This is a genomic window from Ligilactobacillus equi DSM 15833 = JCM 10991, from assembly GCF_001435735.1.
In the GTDB taxonomy this organism is placed as follows: Bacteria; Bacillota; Bacilli; order Lactobacillales; family Lactobacillaceae; genus Ligilactobacillus; species Ligilactobacillus equi.
In genome coordinates, this window is the sequence record NZ_AZFH01000181.1 from 15,648 (window position 1) to 32,044 (window position 16,397).

The window sequence follows — 16,397 nt, forward strand, 5'->3', positions numbered from 1 at the left end:
TAAATTTCCGCCTTTCCCAGCTTAACGTAATTGTTTTAAGGCTTGGTGGGCAGCCGCTTGTTCTGCAGCCTTTTTCGAGTGTCCTTGCCCCTGACCAACAGCTTGACCATTAACTACGACTTGCATGGTATAAATTCGATCGTTATCCGGGCCAACGGCGTCTAGCACTTCATAAACAATTTTGGCATCGCCATCTTTTTGAACCAATTCTTGTAATTCACTCTTGTGGTCTAAGAGGTGGTCAAACCAACCTTGGTCTAACTTAGAAAAGACCACACGACTGATAAAATCCACCACGACCTCTTTACCTAAATCTTGGTATAAAGCCCCGATAAAACTTTCAAAAATATCACATAAGAGTGATGGGCGCTTGCGGGCATTGGCCTTTTCTTCCCCATTTCCCAAACGAATGTATTCATCGAAGTGACACTCTAAGGCTAATTTAGAAAAACTATCCTCACAGACCATGGCCGCTCTAAGCCGAGTTAATTTCCCTTCTGGTAAATTAGGGTAACGTTTGAAGAGGTATTCTGACACACACAATTGCATGACCGCATCCCCTAAAAATTCAATTCTTTCGTAGTAACGCAGGTTTTCTTTTGGGTGCTCATTAACATAGGAAGCATGGGTAAATGCTTCATCATAGTAATCATAATTTTTTATCTTGATGTTAAATTCTTCACGTAACATCTTAGCTAATCCGATAATCAAGGTCTAAACCTCCCATTTTAAAATTTTATACTCTTTAATTATAACAAAGAGCCGCCCCGTATGCCACGAGGCGACCCGACTTTTCGGTTAAAAAACCAATTTATTGTCTTTATTTTTGGTTAGCAACGATAAATTTTACCGCATCGCCAACAGTGTGTAATTGTTCCGCATCTTCATCAGAAATTTCGGCACCAAATACATCTTCTAATTCAAGTACAAATTCAACAATATCAATTGAATCTGCATCTAAATCGTTTTGAAAGTTTAATTCGTTAGTCACCTTGTCAGCACTAACTTCGAAGCGTTCTTCGATAATTTCTGCGATTTTTGCAAAAACTTCTTGTTCAGTCATTTTCTATAACCTTCTTTCGGATACTTTCCAGTGTACCAAGGTATTGTAGCGCTTTTTTATGCGATTGTCTAGTCCTTGGATATGGCTTTTCCATCTTCCTTAAGCTCTTCTAAATAAGCGGTAAATTTCGGTACTACTTGGCCATCAATCATAGTCTTGATTTGCTTTAAAGTGTAGTAAACTGTCAAACCGTCGGAATCCCCATGGGCTTTCACAACTGGTGCCTTGGCCCCTAAAAGTACTGCTCCCCCGTATTGAGATTGGTCCATCTTACCCTTCAATTCACTAAAGACACCCTTTAACATAAGCGCCCCTAATTTCCCAGCAAAACCAGCCTCCATAATAGAATCTTTCAAAAGGTGTAAAGTAGCCGAAGCTGTGCCTTCAATCGACTTCAAAACGGCATTCCCGGTGAAACCATCAGCCACTAAGACGTCACAAGCCCCCGTTAGAAGGTCACGAGATTCGACGTTTCCGACAAAATTCAAGCTTTTGTCAGCTGCGATTAATTGGTGAGCTTCTAAAGTTAACTTGCTTCCCTTGTGGGGTTCGGTCCCATTATTTAAAAGACCAATCCGGGGATTCTTCAAGCCACGTACGTTTTCGGCATAGTATTTGCCTAAAAGAGCATATTGGTAAAGGTGTTCTGGCTTACTGTCAGCATTAGCTCCGGAGTCTAAAAGATTGAAAGTGCCATCCCCAATTCCAGCCTTCAAAATTGGCAAAGTAGAGAGTAAACCAGGCCGGCTCACGCCCTTGACCCGACCAACAATTAAGAGCCCTGCTGTTAAAAGAGCCCCGGTATTTCCACAAGAGAAAAGTGCGTCGGCTTGACCTTGCTTGACTGCTTGGGCTGCTTGAACTAAAGAAGAGTCCTTCTTACGACGAATGGCTCGGACTGGTTCGTCATTCATATCAATGACTTCAGTCGTATGGATAATTTCAATACGCTCTGTGTTGCTAACCAAAGCCTTTAACTGGTCTTGATCCCCGTATAAAAGGAATTCGACATCTTTAAATTCATCTCGGGCCTTTAAGACCCCGTCAACGACCGATTGAGGCGCGTTGTCGCCCCCCATAGCATCAATTGCAATTTTCATTTTTTATTACCTATTCTTTCTTTTAATCAAAATTTTCTTCTAGCGTACCACTTTCACGCAAATATTGCCACAGACCTTGATTTTCGGAATTTGTCGTAAAATCCGACTGTTCCAATAAGTCATGGGCTTCAATTTGGGCAATCTGGAGAATCTTGAAATCCTGGATGGGATCGCCAACCGCAAAATCCGGAATTCCGGCTTGTTTAGAACCAAGAATATCCCCTGGCCCCCGTAATTCCAAGTCTTTTTGGGCAATGACAAAACCATCCTGAGTTTGAACCATAGTTTCCATCCGCGCCCGACCATAGTCACTCTTCGGGTCAGCTAACAAGAGACAATACGAGGCCTTTTGCCCCCGACCAACCCGCCCGCGTAATTGGTGAAGCTGAGCAAGACCGAAACGGTCAGCATCTAAAATCAGCATCACCGTTGCATTTGGCACGTCAACCCCAACTTCAATCACGGTTGTCGAAACCAAAAGATCAAACTTGCCGTCCTTAAAATCTTGCATGGTTTGATCTTTTTCCTCAGCAGTCATTCGGCCGTGTAAAAGTCCCACTTGATAACGACCCGCATAATATTCCCGAAGTTTTTCATAAGTTTCCTGAGCATTTTGTAAATCCATCATTTCTGACTCTTCAATCAGAGGCGAGACCACATAAGCTTGGCTGTGAGTGGCCAGTTGCTGGTTAATAAACTGTAAAGCTTCATTTAGTTGGGATTTCTTAAGCCACATGGTCTTAATGGGTTGACGGCCTGCTGGTAAGGTATCAATAATCGAAACGTCCATCTCACCATAAGCTGTAATCGCTAAAGTCCGTGGAATTGGTGTCGCCGTCATGGCCAAAACATCAGGATTCTCACCTTTTTCCCGTAAAATCTGGCGTTGTCTTACCCCGAAACGGTGCTGTTCATCGGTCACCACCAAGCCTAATTTATGAAAGTTAATATCATCTTGGATTAAGGCTTGAGTTCCAACCACAACATCAATATCACCTTGAGCTAAAGCTGCCAGACTAGTTTGACGTGCTTTTTTGGTTTTTAAAGTTGAGGAGGTCATAAGAGCAATATTAACGCCCACCTTCTCAAAAAGAGCCTGAAGTTTTTCTGCATGTTGCTGGGCCAAAATTTCGGTGGGTACCATCATGGCCCCTTGATAGCCAGCAGTCACCGTTGCATAGAGCGCCAGGGCAGCAACGACTGTTTTCCCGGAACCAACATCGCCTTGCAAAAGTCGATTCATATGAAGGGGCCGGTGCAGGTCATGACAAATTTCATTAACTACCTTTTTTTGCGCCGTGGTCAACTCAAAAGGCAGGGTTTGGCTAAAAGCTTTGATTTTTTGGCTATCATAATTTAAAACCAAACCCGCTTCTTTTTTATTCACTTTCTTCAAATACTGGAGACGTAATTGAAATAAGAAAAATTCCTCAAAAATCGCCGATCGTCGCGCTAATTGTTCAGCCTTTTGGCTAGCCGGAAAGTGCATATCGTGAATCATCTGACGGCGACTTTCTAAGCGAAATTTCTGACGCAAACTAGTGGGGAGAATATCCACCAAACAGTCTTGATAAAGGTTAAAAGCTTGTTCTACGATTTTCTTGATGGTCAAAGCTTTAATATCCTTATTAGCCCGGTAAATTCCCGCAAAATCTTGGCTAGTTTGCCCTAAAATTTTCATGCCTGATAATTGTTGACGCTTAGCGTTATACTTGCCATAAATGATAATCTCTTGACCATTTTCCACCTTATCACGTAAGTAAGGTTGGTTAAAAAAAGTTACCAAAATTATATCATGCTCTACTAAAAAACGAAAATTTAGCCGATTTTTACTTCGTCCAAAGCGTGCAAAGGTTGGCTGGGAAGCTACGATGCCTTTTAACGTCACCTTCTGGCCATCAGCAACCTCAGCTAACTCCTTGACTGCCATATCATCATAGCGAAAAGGATAGTAAGTCAAGAGCTCTTCAATAGTATTAATTCCCAATTTATTTAAGGCCGTCACCTTACTAGGACCTACGCCTTTTAATACAGAAACTGAATCCTGGAGACTTTTTGTCATGACTTTTCCTCCTAACATAAAAACCGTGGTCTGGCCACGGTTTTTACTTTATTCAACGGCCACAAGGTATGGGTAAACCGGTTGGTCCCCTTGGTGGATTTCAACTTCTAAATCTTCATCGATTGCTAAAATAGCGTCTTCTATTTCAGCTGCTTCCGCTTGGGTTCCATCTTCACCGACAATAATAGTCACAATTTCACTATCATCGTTCAACATGGCTTTAACCATGTCAATGGCCGCTTGCTTACGATCTGGATTCGTAACTTTAATTTTGCCGTCAATAATCCCCATATAATCATCTTTTTTGATTTCTTGACCATCAATGGTAGTATCACGCACCGCAATCGTAACTTGTCCAGAAACCACATCGGCCATTTCTTCCGTCATAGTTTCCTTATTTTCTTCTAAATCAGCATCCTTATCAAAGCCTAACATAGCTGTCATCCCCTGAAGCACGGTCCGCGTTTCGACCACAGCCACATCAACTTCGCTGACTTCAGCAGCTTGGTTAGCTGCCATGAAGATGTTCTTATTGTTTGGTAAAACCAAAACCTTCTTAGCGCCAGTTTCTTGGATAGCATCAACAATATCCTGAGTAGAGGGATTCATAGTTTGGCCCCCACTCAAGACCTTAGTTACTCCTAAGCTCGTAAAGAGTTCCGCCATTCCGGCCCCAGAAGACACTGCAATCACACCATAGTCACCAGTTAATTCCTTGTTGACTTTTGGCTCTTTCTTGGCTTCTTCTTTGTCATGTTCCAAGATAGTTTCGTGCTGTAAGCGCATGTTATCAACTTTTACCTTGATTAGCGAACCATAACTTTGCCCCAATTCCATGACCGTTCCTGGGTGTTCCGTGTGCACGTGCACCTTGACGATTTCATCATCGGCAATCACCAAGAGTGAATCCCCAATTTCAGCTAAAGCGTTGTGGAATGCTTCATAATTAAATTCATCGTGAGTTACCAAACGTCCGGCGCCTAAACGTACCATAATTTCCGTACAGTAACCAAAGACAATATCTTCCGTGTTTAGCTGGCCTTGCACACTTTGGTGGTGTTGAGCATTAACCATTTCATCCATTTCAGCCATAGTTGGCGTATGTTGGTCGTCTTCAGACACATTACCAGTCAACGCATCGGCGAAGCCTTGATAGACAAAAGTTAAACCTTGACCACCAGAGTCGACAACTCCGACTTCTTTTAAGACCGGTAATAAGTCCGGCGTAGTTTGTAAAGCTTCATCCGCTGCTTGAGCCGCTGCAACCATAACTTCGACAACCGAGCCACCTTCTTTAGCGACTTTTAAGGCTTCTTCGGCAGCCTTGCGAGAAACTGTCAAAATAGTCCCTTCGGTTGGCTTCATCACGGCCTTGTAAGCTGCTTTAACCCCAGCAGATAGGGCGTGAGCTAAATCAGTAGCATCTAATTCACTTTTACCAACAACGTCTTTACTGAAACCGCGGAAAATTTGGGATAAGATAACCCCCGAGTTTCCACGCGCCCCCATCAAAAGCCCTTTGGCTAAGGAGTTAGCTAAAGTTTCAATGCTGGTTGCTGAGTCTTGGTTAACGTATTTTTCCCCACTAGCCAAGGTTAAACTCATGTTGGTCCCGGTATCACCATCCGGTACCGGGAAAACATTTAACGAGTTAATAAATTCTGCGTTCCGGCTTAATTTACGGGAACTTACGCTCACCATTTGTCGGAATTCTTTTTCGGTGATTTTTACAATCTCCACCATATTCCCTCCTAAGAAATAATTAATCTTCAATCACTCTAACGCCTTGCACAATTACGTTAACGGAGTCGGCTTTAACTCCTAACATCGATTGCAAGTTGTACTTCACGCGTTCTTGAACATTATGGCAAACTTCGGAGATCTTTGTTCCGTAGCTGGCAATAATGTAAACATCGATGGCTACGCCTTCATCTGCTTGGCGTACCACCACTCCTTTAGCGTAGTTGTCTCTTTTCAAAATTTCATTTAAGTTATCACGAATTTGGTTCTTGCTGGCCATACCGACAATTCCAAAAATTTCTGTGGCAGCTCCACCAACAACAGTAGCGATAACATCATTGTTAATATCAATTTGACCGTATTGGTTATTAATTTTGACAGCCATAATCCTGCCTCCTTAACTTCTTGGCGATAATCAATATCCTATTTTATCATATCCGCCCTTAAAATTAAACCTTTTCGGCTTTAGCCCGCCCTTTTCTTGCGTTTTCATTCATTTTCAGAAAAATAATTTCTGGAATTCTGACCGCTCCAAGCCCTGGCAGACACACTTTTTAGCTGACAAGTATTTTTTCTTTACAGGTTTAGCTTGCAATTATTGGCCATCTATGATAATTTTAATTAGTAATTGTAAAAACCTAATCTAGGTTTTATGAGCTAATTTTATCAAGGAGGACATTAAATCATGGCAAAAGATTTCATTACTGGCCGTAAGACTACTTTTGGTAAGAAGCGTTCTCACGCCTTAAACCAAACTAACCGTAGCTGGAAGCCAAACTTGCAAAAGGTTCGCATCTTAGTTGATGGTAAGCCAAAACGTGTTTGGGTTTCTGCACGTGCCTTAAAATCAGGTAAAGTTACACGCGTTTAATTTAACGTGATTGAAACTATAGAGGGAAGTTTTGGCTTCGCTCTTTTTTTGTACATTCAGGGAGGATTTTATATGACTTTAACATCTGCACAAACGGGCTTTACTAAATTACAAGCTCTTGATGACCAAATTATCGTCGACTTGCGCTATGCCACCCCCAACAATTTCACCAAGCAAGTTGTCTATGATTTCACTACGGGAATTGCACGCACCGGGACCGCCGAAAAACTAGCGCATGCCAGCCACCTGTTGCAAACACAAGGCTATCGCATTAAAGTCTGGGATGCTTACCGCCCGGTAAGCGCGCAAGAAAAACTTTTTGAAGTTTATCCCGATCCGACTTTTGTCTTGCCTCCTAATCCGAATATGAGTCACCAAAAAGGGGTAACTTTTGATGTAACTTTAACAGACCTAGCCGGCCAAGAAGTGGAAATGCCCACCGCCTTCGATGATTTTTCCCAACAAGCTAAGCGCGCCTCTTTTGAAACTTGGACGCCGGTGGCCCAAAAACACTACCTCATTCTTGACCAAGCCATGCAGAAAGCTGGCTTTGTCGGCTATGAAAATGAATGGTGGGATTATCGTGACAGCCAAATGGATGACTACCAACCACTGGCAGCTGATCCTAATAAATTTTAAATAAAAAATTAACTACTAAAAAAAGCGCCAGGCATATTTGCTTGACGCTTTTAGTAGCTAGTTGACACGCACGGCGAAACTTGGGTAGTAGTAAGCCATACTTTGAATAGAAACTGTTTGACCATAAGTTGGAGCAGAAATATATTGACCATTTCCTAAGTAAATCGCTACATGATAAGGTGAATCTCCCCAAAATAAAAGATCACCTGGTTGAGCCTGGTCCACTGAGATTCGGGTTCCAGCGTATTGTTGTTGATAAGTTGTTCGCCCGATGTTTTTACCAAAGTGGCTAAAGACATATTGAGTGAAACCGGAACAGTCAAAACCTGCCGGCGTACTACCGCCCCACTGATAAGGAGTTCCGATAAAATTTTGAGCATAGGCTAAAAGACTCGCTGTATCCATGCTAGTTGCTGGTGCAGAAGATACGGCCGCAACTTGAGGAACCGTAGTATTCGTAGTTGCAACCGTCGGCGTTACTTGGTTTGACACTTGTTCTGTTACTGTGGCAGTTTGCGCTGTTACTTGGCTACCACTTGGATTTTGATAGTTCACATTTGAACTTGATGTTTGACTAGGCGCTTGGGCTAAGTTTGCACTGGCCGTAGCTTGGGCGCCAATGAATAAAGCCGCTGCACTGGTTGAAGTTACAAAAATTTTCTTGGCTATTTGCTTCACAATTTTTCTCTCCTAGTTACTTTTTTGCATTTTTCTAAATGCCCTTTTATTTTAACTAAGTTCTATTGCAAGAAAACTGCATCTTTATTACCTATTCATAACAAAAATATTATACATTTGATAAACTTATCATGATGTTAACCTTTGTTGATAATACTTAAAAAACGCAAGGAAAACTTAAAATAAATTAAAAAAGGTAGCTCACTTTACTTGTGTGTGGCTACCTTTTAACTTTATTTTTTAATCTTTACTTTGAATCACGGCGATCATCCCACTTTCAAAAGCAAAATGGGCTGTTTGATCTAAAAATTCATTACTAGCCAGACTCACTGGATAAGCAAAATCTACAACTTGCAAGGGATACTTAACCTTCCCTAGAGTCAAAGCCTTAACCGGTGTTAAGAGAAAGAAACCCAGATACTTTTTGTCAGCTTCCTTGGTAATCGTATAACTCCCAGGTTGATAGAAAGTTACCGTATTTTGACAATCAATTAACCTAACCTTAGGCATCAAGTCCGCTAATCCCGGTCGTGTTGCCATAAAAATATTAGCTAGGAGATGATCTAAACGCCCGCCAGTGGCACCATAAATCACCACCTCATCCAAATCTGGATAAAGTTCATAAGCCCGTTTTAAAATTAATTCCGTATCAGTATAATCTTTTTCGGGCTTAAAACGTTGCAACTTTGTCTGGCTAAACCGACTGACCAAGGCCACTTCTTCAGCTGTCGAGGAATCAAAGTCTCCTAAGGCCGCCGCCATTTGACAACCAAGTTGCGCTAAGCGCACCGCCCCGTAATCTGCCCCGAGCCAAATAGCCTTAGGATTGGCCTGGATACGAGTAATAAAATCTTGCGGGAGATTTTCTTTAGGACCTCCGACTAAAATATTAATCTGCTTCAACTTGAGCCGCTCCTTCACGCAACGCTTGTAAACGCGCTCCCGGATTTTCAGCACCAAAGACATAAGACCCCGCTACTGCCACGGTTGCCCCAGCCTTTTTAGCTAATTTAATAGTTTGGTCATTAATCCCACCATCTACTTCAATTTCAAAATCTAAGCCATGAGCTTGCTTATAAATCGCTAACTGATTAATCTTCGCTAAGGTTTCTTCTAAGAAGGCTTGACCCCCAAAACCAGGATCTACGGTCATAATCAAGACCTGATCTACCAACCCTAAAACCGGCTCAATTACACTAACAGGGGTTGCTGGATTAATCACGACTTCAGCCTTCATCCCCAGTTGTTTAATCATGGTTAAGGTTCGATGTAAGTGCGGACAGGCCTCATAGTGAACTCCTACCAAATCCGCTCCAGCTTTTTGCAAGTCAACCAGCATGCTTTCAGGATTATCCACCATCAAATGGCAATCAAAAATTTGGTCCGAGTGGGGACGCAAAGCCTTAACGACATTAACCCCAAAGGTCAAATTATTCACAAAATGACCGTCCATAATATCAATGTGAATATATTCGGCACTGGCAACCTTTTTAATATCATCTGCTAAAGCCGCAAAATCGGCACTTAAAATTGAGGGCGCTAATTTCATAAAATCACCTTTTTCTTAACGATATTTAGGTTTTTGGTTAGCAAGTAACTCATTTAATTGGCAATAGTTATCATAGCGACTTTGCAAGATTTCCCCTGCGGCAACTGCCTCTTTAACCGCACACTTAGGCTCTTTGAGATGCAAACACCCCCGGTACTTGCAGTTCACCTGATACTGCCGGAACTCTGGGTAGAGAGTGGGTAAATCCGTCACCGTTACATCCAACAGTTCAAAGGATGAAAATCCTGGTGTATCGGCTAGTAAACTTTCGCGAATAGGAATCAAAGTTACTTTGCGTGTGGTGTGGCGTCCCCGGCTCAGGGCCTTGGAGATTTCGCCGGTTTCTAATTGTAAGTCTGGTTCAATCGCATTTAAGAGCGTTGATTTCCCGGCTCCCGTTTGGCCCATAAAAACCACCACCTCATCCTTGAGGTTAGCCATTAAGCTAGCTACCACCTGGTCTTGATTGGACATGTAAGTGTGATAATATCGGTCATAATAAGTTGCTAATTCTGTAAATTCGCTAGCTTCATCCTCTGATAATAAATCACACTTGGAGAAGTATATAACAGGACGAATACCATGATTTTCTAGCATCAATAACTGCCGATCTAAAAGATTAGCCGCAAAATCAGGTTCCTTAACCGCGGTTACCACCACGGCCGTATCGATATTGGCCACTGGTGGTCGCACCAGCTGATTTTTTCGAGGGTAAATCTTTAACAAATAGCCCTGATCGACCTTTTCTGCTTTAAGTTCCACCAGATCACCGACTAGCGGGGTTTGTCCTTTTTTGCGGAAATTCCCGCGGGCCCGTGTCCGGTACTCAACCCCATCTTCTCCCATCACATCATAGTAGCCACTTAATGACTGGCGAATTTGTCCTTTTACCAAGTTAACCATAACCTACCTTTTTTTAAATTTAATCCCTTACATTATAACATAAAAAAACTGCCAGACTGAAAAAGTTTAATCTAGCAGTTTTTATTAATTTAACTCATTTTTTCATCAAGGCGCGCAAAGTAGGCCTTGATTTCTTGGCGATCCGTATCAAGTTGGTTTTGGAGTTCATCAATTCCGTTAAACTTAATCATCCCGCGTGTTTGGCTATACCAGTAAATCGTTACTTCTTGTCCATAAACATCTTGGGCAAAATCAAAGACATTGACTTCCACCGTCAAAGCCAAATCATCTCCGAAAGTATCATTATGCCCAACCGAAGCCATACCATTGTAGAGCTTGCCATCAATCTTAACCTTCACGGCATAGACGCCTTCTTGAGGCAAACGTTGGTCCATGGAAGTTTGGACATTAAGTGTCGGGTAACCAAGCGTTCGGCCCCGAGCAAAGCCGTGCACTACGGGACCATAAGTGCGATAAATGTAGCCCAAAAGTCGGTTAGCATCTTCCACCTTACCTTGGTCCAAGTCTTGACGAATCGTGGTCGAACTAATCTTACGACTGGCATTTTCGTCGAGATGCGCCACCTGGTAAATCGCAAAACGTCCGTGAGCAAATTGTGGTAAGTTGGTCATATTTGCCAGCTGTTTAGGACCGTAAGTGTAATCTTCGCCAGCCACTACAGCGACAACCTTTAAGCCCACCAAGTATTGATCCACAAAGGCTTGCGGAGTTAAGGTCTGCATGGCCTCATTGAACTCTGCGATATAAACAACATCCAAACCCAAGTTTTCAAAGCGTTGAATCTTTTGGCGGCGATTGGTCAAGTAATGAATCGGCCCTAAATCTTCAAAAGCACTGCGTGGTAAGCGGTCAAAAGTCAAAACCCCCACCTGAGCGCCTATTTTGTGCGCGACTTCCTTAGCCTTGGCGATGACACGCTGATGACCACGATGAACCCCATCAAAAAATCCTAAAGCTAAGACTAGCTGATCTGCTATTATTTCGTTTGGTCCTGGCGGGCCACTTAATTCATATACCTGCACGCGCTTTTCCACTTCCTTACGTTAAATCAATCATTTGTTCCGGTTTAAAACAGTTTCTAACCTTATCATATTTGTACACGGCGCGCAACTTTTGCTCATAAAACAGCAAGGCCTGAGCGCTAGCGAGGCCCAGATTACCTGGTAAAAAGCCCCCATTTTTAACAATTTGCCATTGCGAGTCAGTTAAGTTAACTTGAGGCACGTCATGAAAGGCGTGTTCTGGCGCAAACAGGGTTGCCTCTAATTGCGCTTCATCCATTTCCGCTAATTGGGCTAAGCTCACCGCTTGACCTATCACAAAGCCTCCACTCTTGAGGCGGGTCAAGTCTGACATGACAGCTGGTAAACCGAGCTTTTGCCCTAAATCAACTGCCAAGGTTCGTACATAGGTTCCCTTACCACATCCCACTTCAAAGCGGAACTTTTGATAACCGGTCTCTGGGTCAAAAGTACTCTTGCCTTGCATCTTAAAGTAATCTACATGAATTTGGCGCTTGGGCCGGTCCACACTTTCACCATTGCGTGCATAGTCATAAAGACGACGCCCATTAACTTTGACCGCAGAATACATGGGCGGAATTTGAATAATATCTCCGACTAAAGTTTCCATGGCAGCTTGAATTTCTTGGTCACTCAATGCTTGACTCAAAGGTTGGCTGGCTACGACAGCCCCATCTAAATCTTCGGTTTCCGTTGCAAAACCTAAGGTAATTTCGCCATGATAAATCTTGCCAGATTCCATGAGGTAGTTAACGACCTTGGTCGCCTTCCCAATACAAATGGGTAAAACCCCATCTACATTAGGGTCTAGAGTCCCAGAGTGACCGACCTTACGGGTTTTAAAAATTTTACGGCATTTGAAAACCGCATCATGACTGGTCATCCCCCGGTCCTTGTAAAGTGGTAAAATTCCATCCATGGTCATCACCTACTTTACACGTGCAATGAAGCAAATTCGATTCAAATCGTCATCTTCACTCCCTAAGGCATTCACATGGTTGATGAACGGACCACCCACGGCAAAGACTTCAGTTTGGGCTACTAATTGACCCGCCACATCTAAACCAAAGTAGCTTTGAGCTAAAGCAGCCATCGCCTCTAAAAAGGCCGCGTTATTTGCATAGTATTGACCATTTTCACCAGGTTCAAAGACCTCACTCGTGAAATTCAAATCATTTAAAACCGCTTCTAGCATTGGCGCTCCGGCCACTAAGACCAGGTAAGTCCCGGTTTTTTCAGAATGATATTCCACTAAACGTAACGTATGTTGAGGATCTTGATTACCCATATCACAAATGAATTCGGCCGCTTCCTGAACCACTTGCAAATCATTGATAATAGTATTGTGTAGGAGTTTGGTTAGTTGGGCCGTACTTGTCATATAGCGAGGTTCATCTAATTCATCCACTAAAGTCAAGGCTCTTTCATTCAAGACTTTACGGGCATGGTTGAACTGTTCCAAAGTTTTTTCAGTGGCATGTAATTGTACCAATGGTTTTTCAAAGTCTTGGGCCTGGCTATTAAAAAAACAACCATGAGCGTATTGCCCATCAAAAGTATATTTCAAGCGGTCATTTGCAAAAAAGTTTTCAGTCATAAATCCTCCAATTAAATAAAAAAGGAGCATTCCTTTAAAATGCCCCTTCAAGTTTTAAAAACGGTCTTCTTGATGTAATTTGCTTAATAACTCATCAATGCGATCCCCATAACGTACAGATTCATCTTGGGCAAAAGTTAATTCCGGTGTTACGTAAATACTTAAACGCTTGCCAAGTTCGCCTCGAATCAAGCCCTTGGCCTTGTCCAAACCAGCTTGAGTCTTTTGATGATCAGACGCTAAGTCAGATAAGATACTGTAGTAAACCTTGGCTTGTTGTAAGTCGCCAGTTACATCTACCCCGGTAATCGTTACTCCGGCCACTCGTGGGTCACGGACCCGTTTGAGTAAAATATCATTTACTTCGCGTTGAATTTCTTGTGATAAACGGTCAGCACGATAATTTTGAGCCATGCTTCCACCCCGCTTTCTATTTTATTTTAATTTAATTTATATTTCAGCCTAGTCAACAGGAACTTCTTCCATGACATAAGCTTCGATTTGGTCACCGACTTTAATGTCGTTGTATTTTTCAATCATTAAACCACATTCGTAGCCAGACTTAACTTGCTTTACATCATCTTTGAATCGCTTGAGGGAAGCTAAGTTACCTTCATAAATTACGATTCCGTCACGAATAATACGGACACCAGAATCTCGTTGAATGTAACCATCAGTGACGTAACCTCCACCGATAGTTCCAAGCTTAGATACCTTATAAGTTTCACGAATTTCAACTTGACCAGTAACTTTTTCTTCGTAAACTGGTTCTAGCATACCCTTCATAGCCGTTTCAATTTCATCAATCGCCTTGTAAATTACGTTGTGTAAACGAATATCCACTTGATCCGCTTCGGCTTGTGATTTAGCTTGTGGAGTAGGACGTACGTTAAAACCAACGATAATGGCGTTCGAAGCTTCTGCCAAAGTCACATCACTTTCGTTGATGGCCCCTACAGCTTGGTGAATGATGTTGACGCGAACGCCTTCAACTTCAATCTTCTTGAAGGATTGAGCAATGGCTTCAACAGAACCTTGCACATCGGCCTTGATAATCACGGCGACTTCTTTCATTTCACCTTGTTTCAAGGTATCAAATAAGTTATCCAATGTCACATGACTAGTTTGACTTCTTTCCTTCATCAAGGCACGCTTAGCCCGTTCTTCACCGGCTGCCCGCGCGGTCTTTTCATCTTCCATGACTAAGAAACGGTCCCCAGAAACCGGTACGTCATTTAAACCAGTAATTTCGACTGGTGTTGCCGGACCAGCAACTTCGATCTCATTGCCACGTGCATCGCTCATAGTCCGCACCCGACCAAAGGTGTTACCCACAACAATTGGGTCCCCAACCTTCATCGTACCATATTGGACTAAGACCGTTGCGACAGAACCTTTACCCTTATCCAGACGCGCTTCAATAACTGTCCCGGCCGCTCTTTGGTCTGGGTTGGCCGTCAATTCTAGAATTTCAGCTTGTAATAAAATCATGTCCAATAATTCATCGATATTCTTACCAAACTTAGCAGAAATTTCAACGAAGATGGTGTCCCCACCCCAAGCTTCTGGAATCAACTCGTATTCCGATAATTGTTCCATCACATGGTTAGGGTTAGCCCCTGGCTTATCAATCTTGTTAACCGCCACGATAATTGGTACCCCCGCTGACTTGGCGTGGTTAATAGCTTCAATGGTTTGAGGCATCACCCCATCATCAGCAGCAACTACTAAAATCGTAATATCGGTGATGTTTGCCCCGCGCGCCCGCATTTCCGTAAAGGCCGCGTGACCTGGTGTATCCAAGAAAGTAATGGTCTTGTCATTGTGTCGAACTTGGTAAGCCCCAATGTGTTGAGTAATCCCCCCGGCTTCACCATCGGTGATGTGAGAGTTACGCAACTTATCCAAAAGCGTCGTCTTACCATGGTCAACGTGACCCATAATTGTCACAACTGGTGGCCGTGGTTGTAAGTTGTCTTCACTTTGAGCTTCTTCTTCAAAGAATTTGTCAATATCAGCGACGTCAACTTCAACTTTTTCTTCGGCTCCAATCCCATAATCAGCGGCCAATAGTTCAATTGTGTCCTTATCAAGCGATTGGTTTTGGTTCACCATTACCCCCATCATGAAGAGTTTCTTAATGATTTCAGCTGGTTCACGGTGAATTTTCTTGGCAATATCTGCCACGTTCATCCCCACCGTGTAAACTAGGACTTCTGGCAACGGCTTGTTCTTACGTTGTGGAAGTGGCTTAGTATTTTGGTTACGCTTGTTATTACGGTTATTCTTCTTATTGAAGCGTCCCTTGCCACCCTTGTTGTTGCCGCCAAAGCGGTTATTGTTGTTATTATTGCGGTTACCACCGTTATTACGCTTGTTATTGTTGTTGCGGTTATTGCTACTGTTACGATTCCCGCCGTTATTACTTGAACGTCCTTGATTATTATTTCTTTTTTCCATCTTACTACCTGCGCCTTTCATATTTTAACTCACCAGGCAAAAGACGACCTCTCCTTAACATAAAAGCTTTTATGCCTCTGAGCAACTTAGTCCAAAAGACTGCGCATCTTTTTGGCAAAGCCAATGTCGCATACGGCTAATACCGTCCGCTTTTGTCCAATTGCTATGCTAAGTTCTGTTTGGGTGAAGCTTTCTTTGTCCAAAACAACGTGAAAGCTTGTACACTTATCAGCCATCCTTTTTTGAATATCTTTGCCACTATCGTTAGCAACAAAGACTAAGTGAGCCTTATTGTTTCTTACTTCGTTGAGGACTAGTTCTGAACCAGTCGTAATCTTACCCGCTCGACGAGCAAGCCCTAATAAATTTAAAACTTTTTGTTTATTTTCCATTTCCGAATAATTCCCGTCGTGCGACTTGGTGATCAACATAAGCCACTAACTCTTCATAGAAATCATCACTCAATTTTAATCCAAACGCCTTATCGAAAGTCTTTTCAGACCGCGCTTTTTCGGCTGTTGCTACATCAAGATGAATGTAAGCCCCCCGACCAGCCTTCTTACCAGTTGGATCGATTGAAACCTCATTTTCCTTGTTCTTCACAATCCGCACGAGCTCTTTTTTAGGTTGCATTTCACCCGTTACGATATCTTTACGCATTGGAACCTTACGTTGTGCCATCTTAACAACCT

19 protein-coding genes are annotated in these 16,397 nt (G+C 42.7%); 2 read left to right on the forward strand and 17 right to left on the reverse strand.

Going from position 1 to position 16,397, the window contains the following annotated elements:
• Positions 1–21: 21 nt before the first annotated feature.
• The 6 genes from rnc to FC36_RS09435 all read right to left on the reverse strand — a co-directional run bounded on the left by rnc (position 22) and on the right by FC36_RS09435 (position 6,350).
• Entirely contained in the window at positions 22–711 is a 690-nt protein-coding gene (rnc, locus tag FC36_RS09410) for a ribonuclease III (protein WP_025020635.1), read from the reverse strand.
• Between the two features lie 109 nt (positions 712–820).
• On the reverse strand, positions 821–1,063 hold the full coding sequence (gene acpP, locus FC36_RS09415; protein ID WP_023860423.1) for an acyl carrier protein: 243 nt from the start codon (positions 1,061–1,063) through the stop codon (positions 821–823).
• A 68-nt stretch (positions 1,064–1,131) separates the two neighbouring features.
• Positions 1,132–2,163, reverse strand: coding sequence for a phosphate acyltransferase PlsX (gene plsX, locus FC36_RS09420; RefSeq protein ID WP_023860422.1), 1,032 nt, complete (start codon positions 2,161–2,163; stop codon positions 1,132–1,134).
• Positions 2,164–2,185: 22 nt separating this feature from the next.
• On the reverse strand, positions 2,186–4,225 hold the full coding sequence (gene recG / locus FC36_RS09425) for an ATP-dependent DNA helicase RecG (protein WP_025020634.1): 2,040 nt from the start codon (positions 4,223–4,225) through the stop codon (positions 2,186–2,188).
• Between the two features lie 48 nt (positions 4,226–4,273).
• Complete coding sequence (locus FC36_RS09430; protein WP_025020633.1) at positions 4,274–5,965, reverse strand: DAK2 domain-containing protein; 1,692 nt, start codon at positions 5,963–5,965, stop codon at positions 4,274–4,276.
• A gap of 22 nt (positions 5,966–5,987) precedes the next feature.
• Entirely contained in the window at positions 5,988–6,350 is a 363-nt protein-coding gene (locus tag FC36_RS09435; protein WP_023860419.1) for an Asp23/Gls24 family envelope stress response protein, read from the reverse strand.
• 300 nt (positions 6,351–6,650) lie between these two features.
• Here FC36_RS09435 and rpmB point away from each other — a divergent pair, with 300 nt between their 5' ends.
• A complete protein-coding gene (rpmB, locus tag FC36_RS09440) occupies positions 6,651–6,836 on the forward strand; it encodes a 50S ribosomal protein L28 (protein ID WP_010580492.1) in 186 nt (61 codons plus the stop codon).
• A gap of 72 nt (positions 6,837–6,908) precedes the next feature.
• Positions 6,909–7,475: a M15 family metallopeptidase gene (locus tag FC36_RS09445; protein ID WP_025020632.1), complete on the forward strand. Its 567-nt coding sequence runs from the start codon at positions 6,909–6,911 to the stop codon at positions 7,473–7,475.
• A 57-nt stretch (positions 7,476–7,532) separates the two neighbouring features.
• Here the strand turns inward: FC36_RS09445 and FC36_RS12525 are convergent, their stop codons facing one another.
• The 11 genes from FC36_RS12525 to rnpM form a co-directional block, all read right to left on the reverse strand.
• On the reverse strand, positions 7,533–8,153 hold the full coding sequence (locus FC36_RS12525; protein ID WP_025020631.1) for a C40 family peptidase: 621 nt from the start codon (positions 8,151–8,153) through the stop codon (positions 7,533–7,535).
• Positions 8,154–8,393: 240 nt separating this feature from the next.
• The gene (locus FC36_RS09455) at positions 8,394–9,056 is read right to left on the reverse strand and encodes a thiamine diphosphokinase (protein ID WP_025020630.1); all 663 of its coding nucleotides are present in this window, start codon (positions 9,054–9,056) and stop codon (positions 8,394–8,396) included.
• The gene (gene rpe / locus FC36_RS09460) at positions 9,043–9,702 is read right to left on the reverse strand and encodes a ribulose-phosphate 3-epimerase (RefSeq protein WP_023860415.1); all 660 of its coding nucleotides are present in this window, start codon (positions 9,700–9,702) and stop codon (positions 9,043–9,045) included. Before rpe ends, FC36_RS09455 begins: the two co-directional genes overlap by 14 nt.
• A gap of 15 nt (positions 9,703–9,717) precedes the next feature.
• Positions 9,718–10,596 (reverse strand): ribosome small subunit-dependent GTPase A, encoded by an 879-nt coding sequence (rsgA, locus tag FC36_RS09465; RefSeq protein WP_025020629.1) that lies wholly within the window; start codon positions 10,594–10,596, stop codon positions 9,718–9,720.
• Between the two features lie 98 nt (positions 10,597–10,694).
• Positions 10,695–11,648, reverse strand: coding sequence for a riboflavin biosynthesis protein RibF (gene ribF, locus FC36_RS09470; protein ID WP_025020628.1), 954 nt, complete (start codon positions 11,646–11,648; stop codon positions 10,695–10,697).
• A 16-nt stretch (positions 11,649–11,664) separates the two neighbouring features.
• Complete coding sequence (truB, locus tag FC36_RS09475) at positions 11,665–12,567, reverse strand: tRNA pseudouridine(55) synthase TruB (RefSeq protein ID WP_056986872.1); 903 nt, start codon at positions 12,565–12,567, stop codon at positions 11,665–11,667.
• 9 nt (positions 12,568–12,576) lie between these two features.
• On the reverse strand, positions 12,577–13,245 hold the full coding sequence (locus FC36_RS09480; RefSeq protein ID WP_025020627.1) for a hypothetical protein: 669 nt from the start codon (positions 13,243–13,245) through the stop codon (positions 12,577–12,579).
• A gap of 54 nt (positions 13,246–13,299) precedes the next feature.
• A complete protein-coding gene (rbfA, locus tag FC36_RS09485; protein ID WP_023860410.1) occupies positions 13,300–13,659 on the reverse strand; it encodes a 30S ribosome-binding factor RbfA in 360 nt (119 codons plus the stop codon).
• 48 nt (positions 13,660–13,707) lie between these two features.
• Positions 13,708–15,705, reverse strand: coding sequence for a translation initiation factor IF-2 (infB, locus tag FC36_RS09490; RefSeq protein WP_272944165.1), 1,998 nt, complete (start codon positions 15,703–15,705; stop codon positions 13,708–13,710).
• A gap of 86 nt (positions 15,706–15,791) precedes the next feature.
• Positions 15,792–16,097 carry a YlxQ-related RNA-binding protein gene (locus FC36_RS09495; RefSeq protein ID WP_025020626.1) on the reverse strand — a complete coding sequence of 102 codons (306 nt, stop codon included), beginning with the start codon at positions 16,095–16,097 and terminating at the stop codon, positions 15,792–15,794.
• Entirely contained in the window at positions 16,087–16,386 is a 300-nt protein-coding gene (gene rnpM, locus FC36_RS09500) for an RNase P modulator RnpM (RefSeq protein WP_023860407.1), read from the reverse strand. Before rnpM ends, FC36_RS09495 begins: the two co-directional genes overlap by 11 nt.
• Positions 16,387–16,397: the final 11 nt, after the last annotated feature.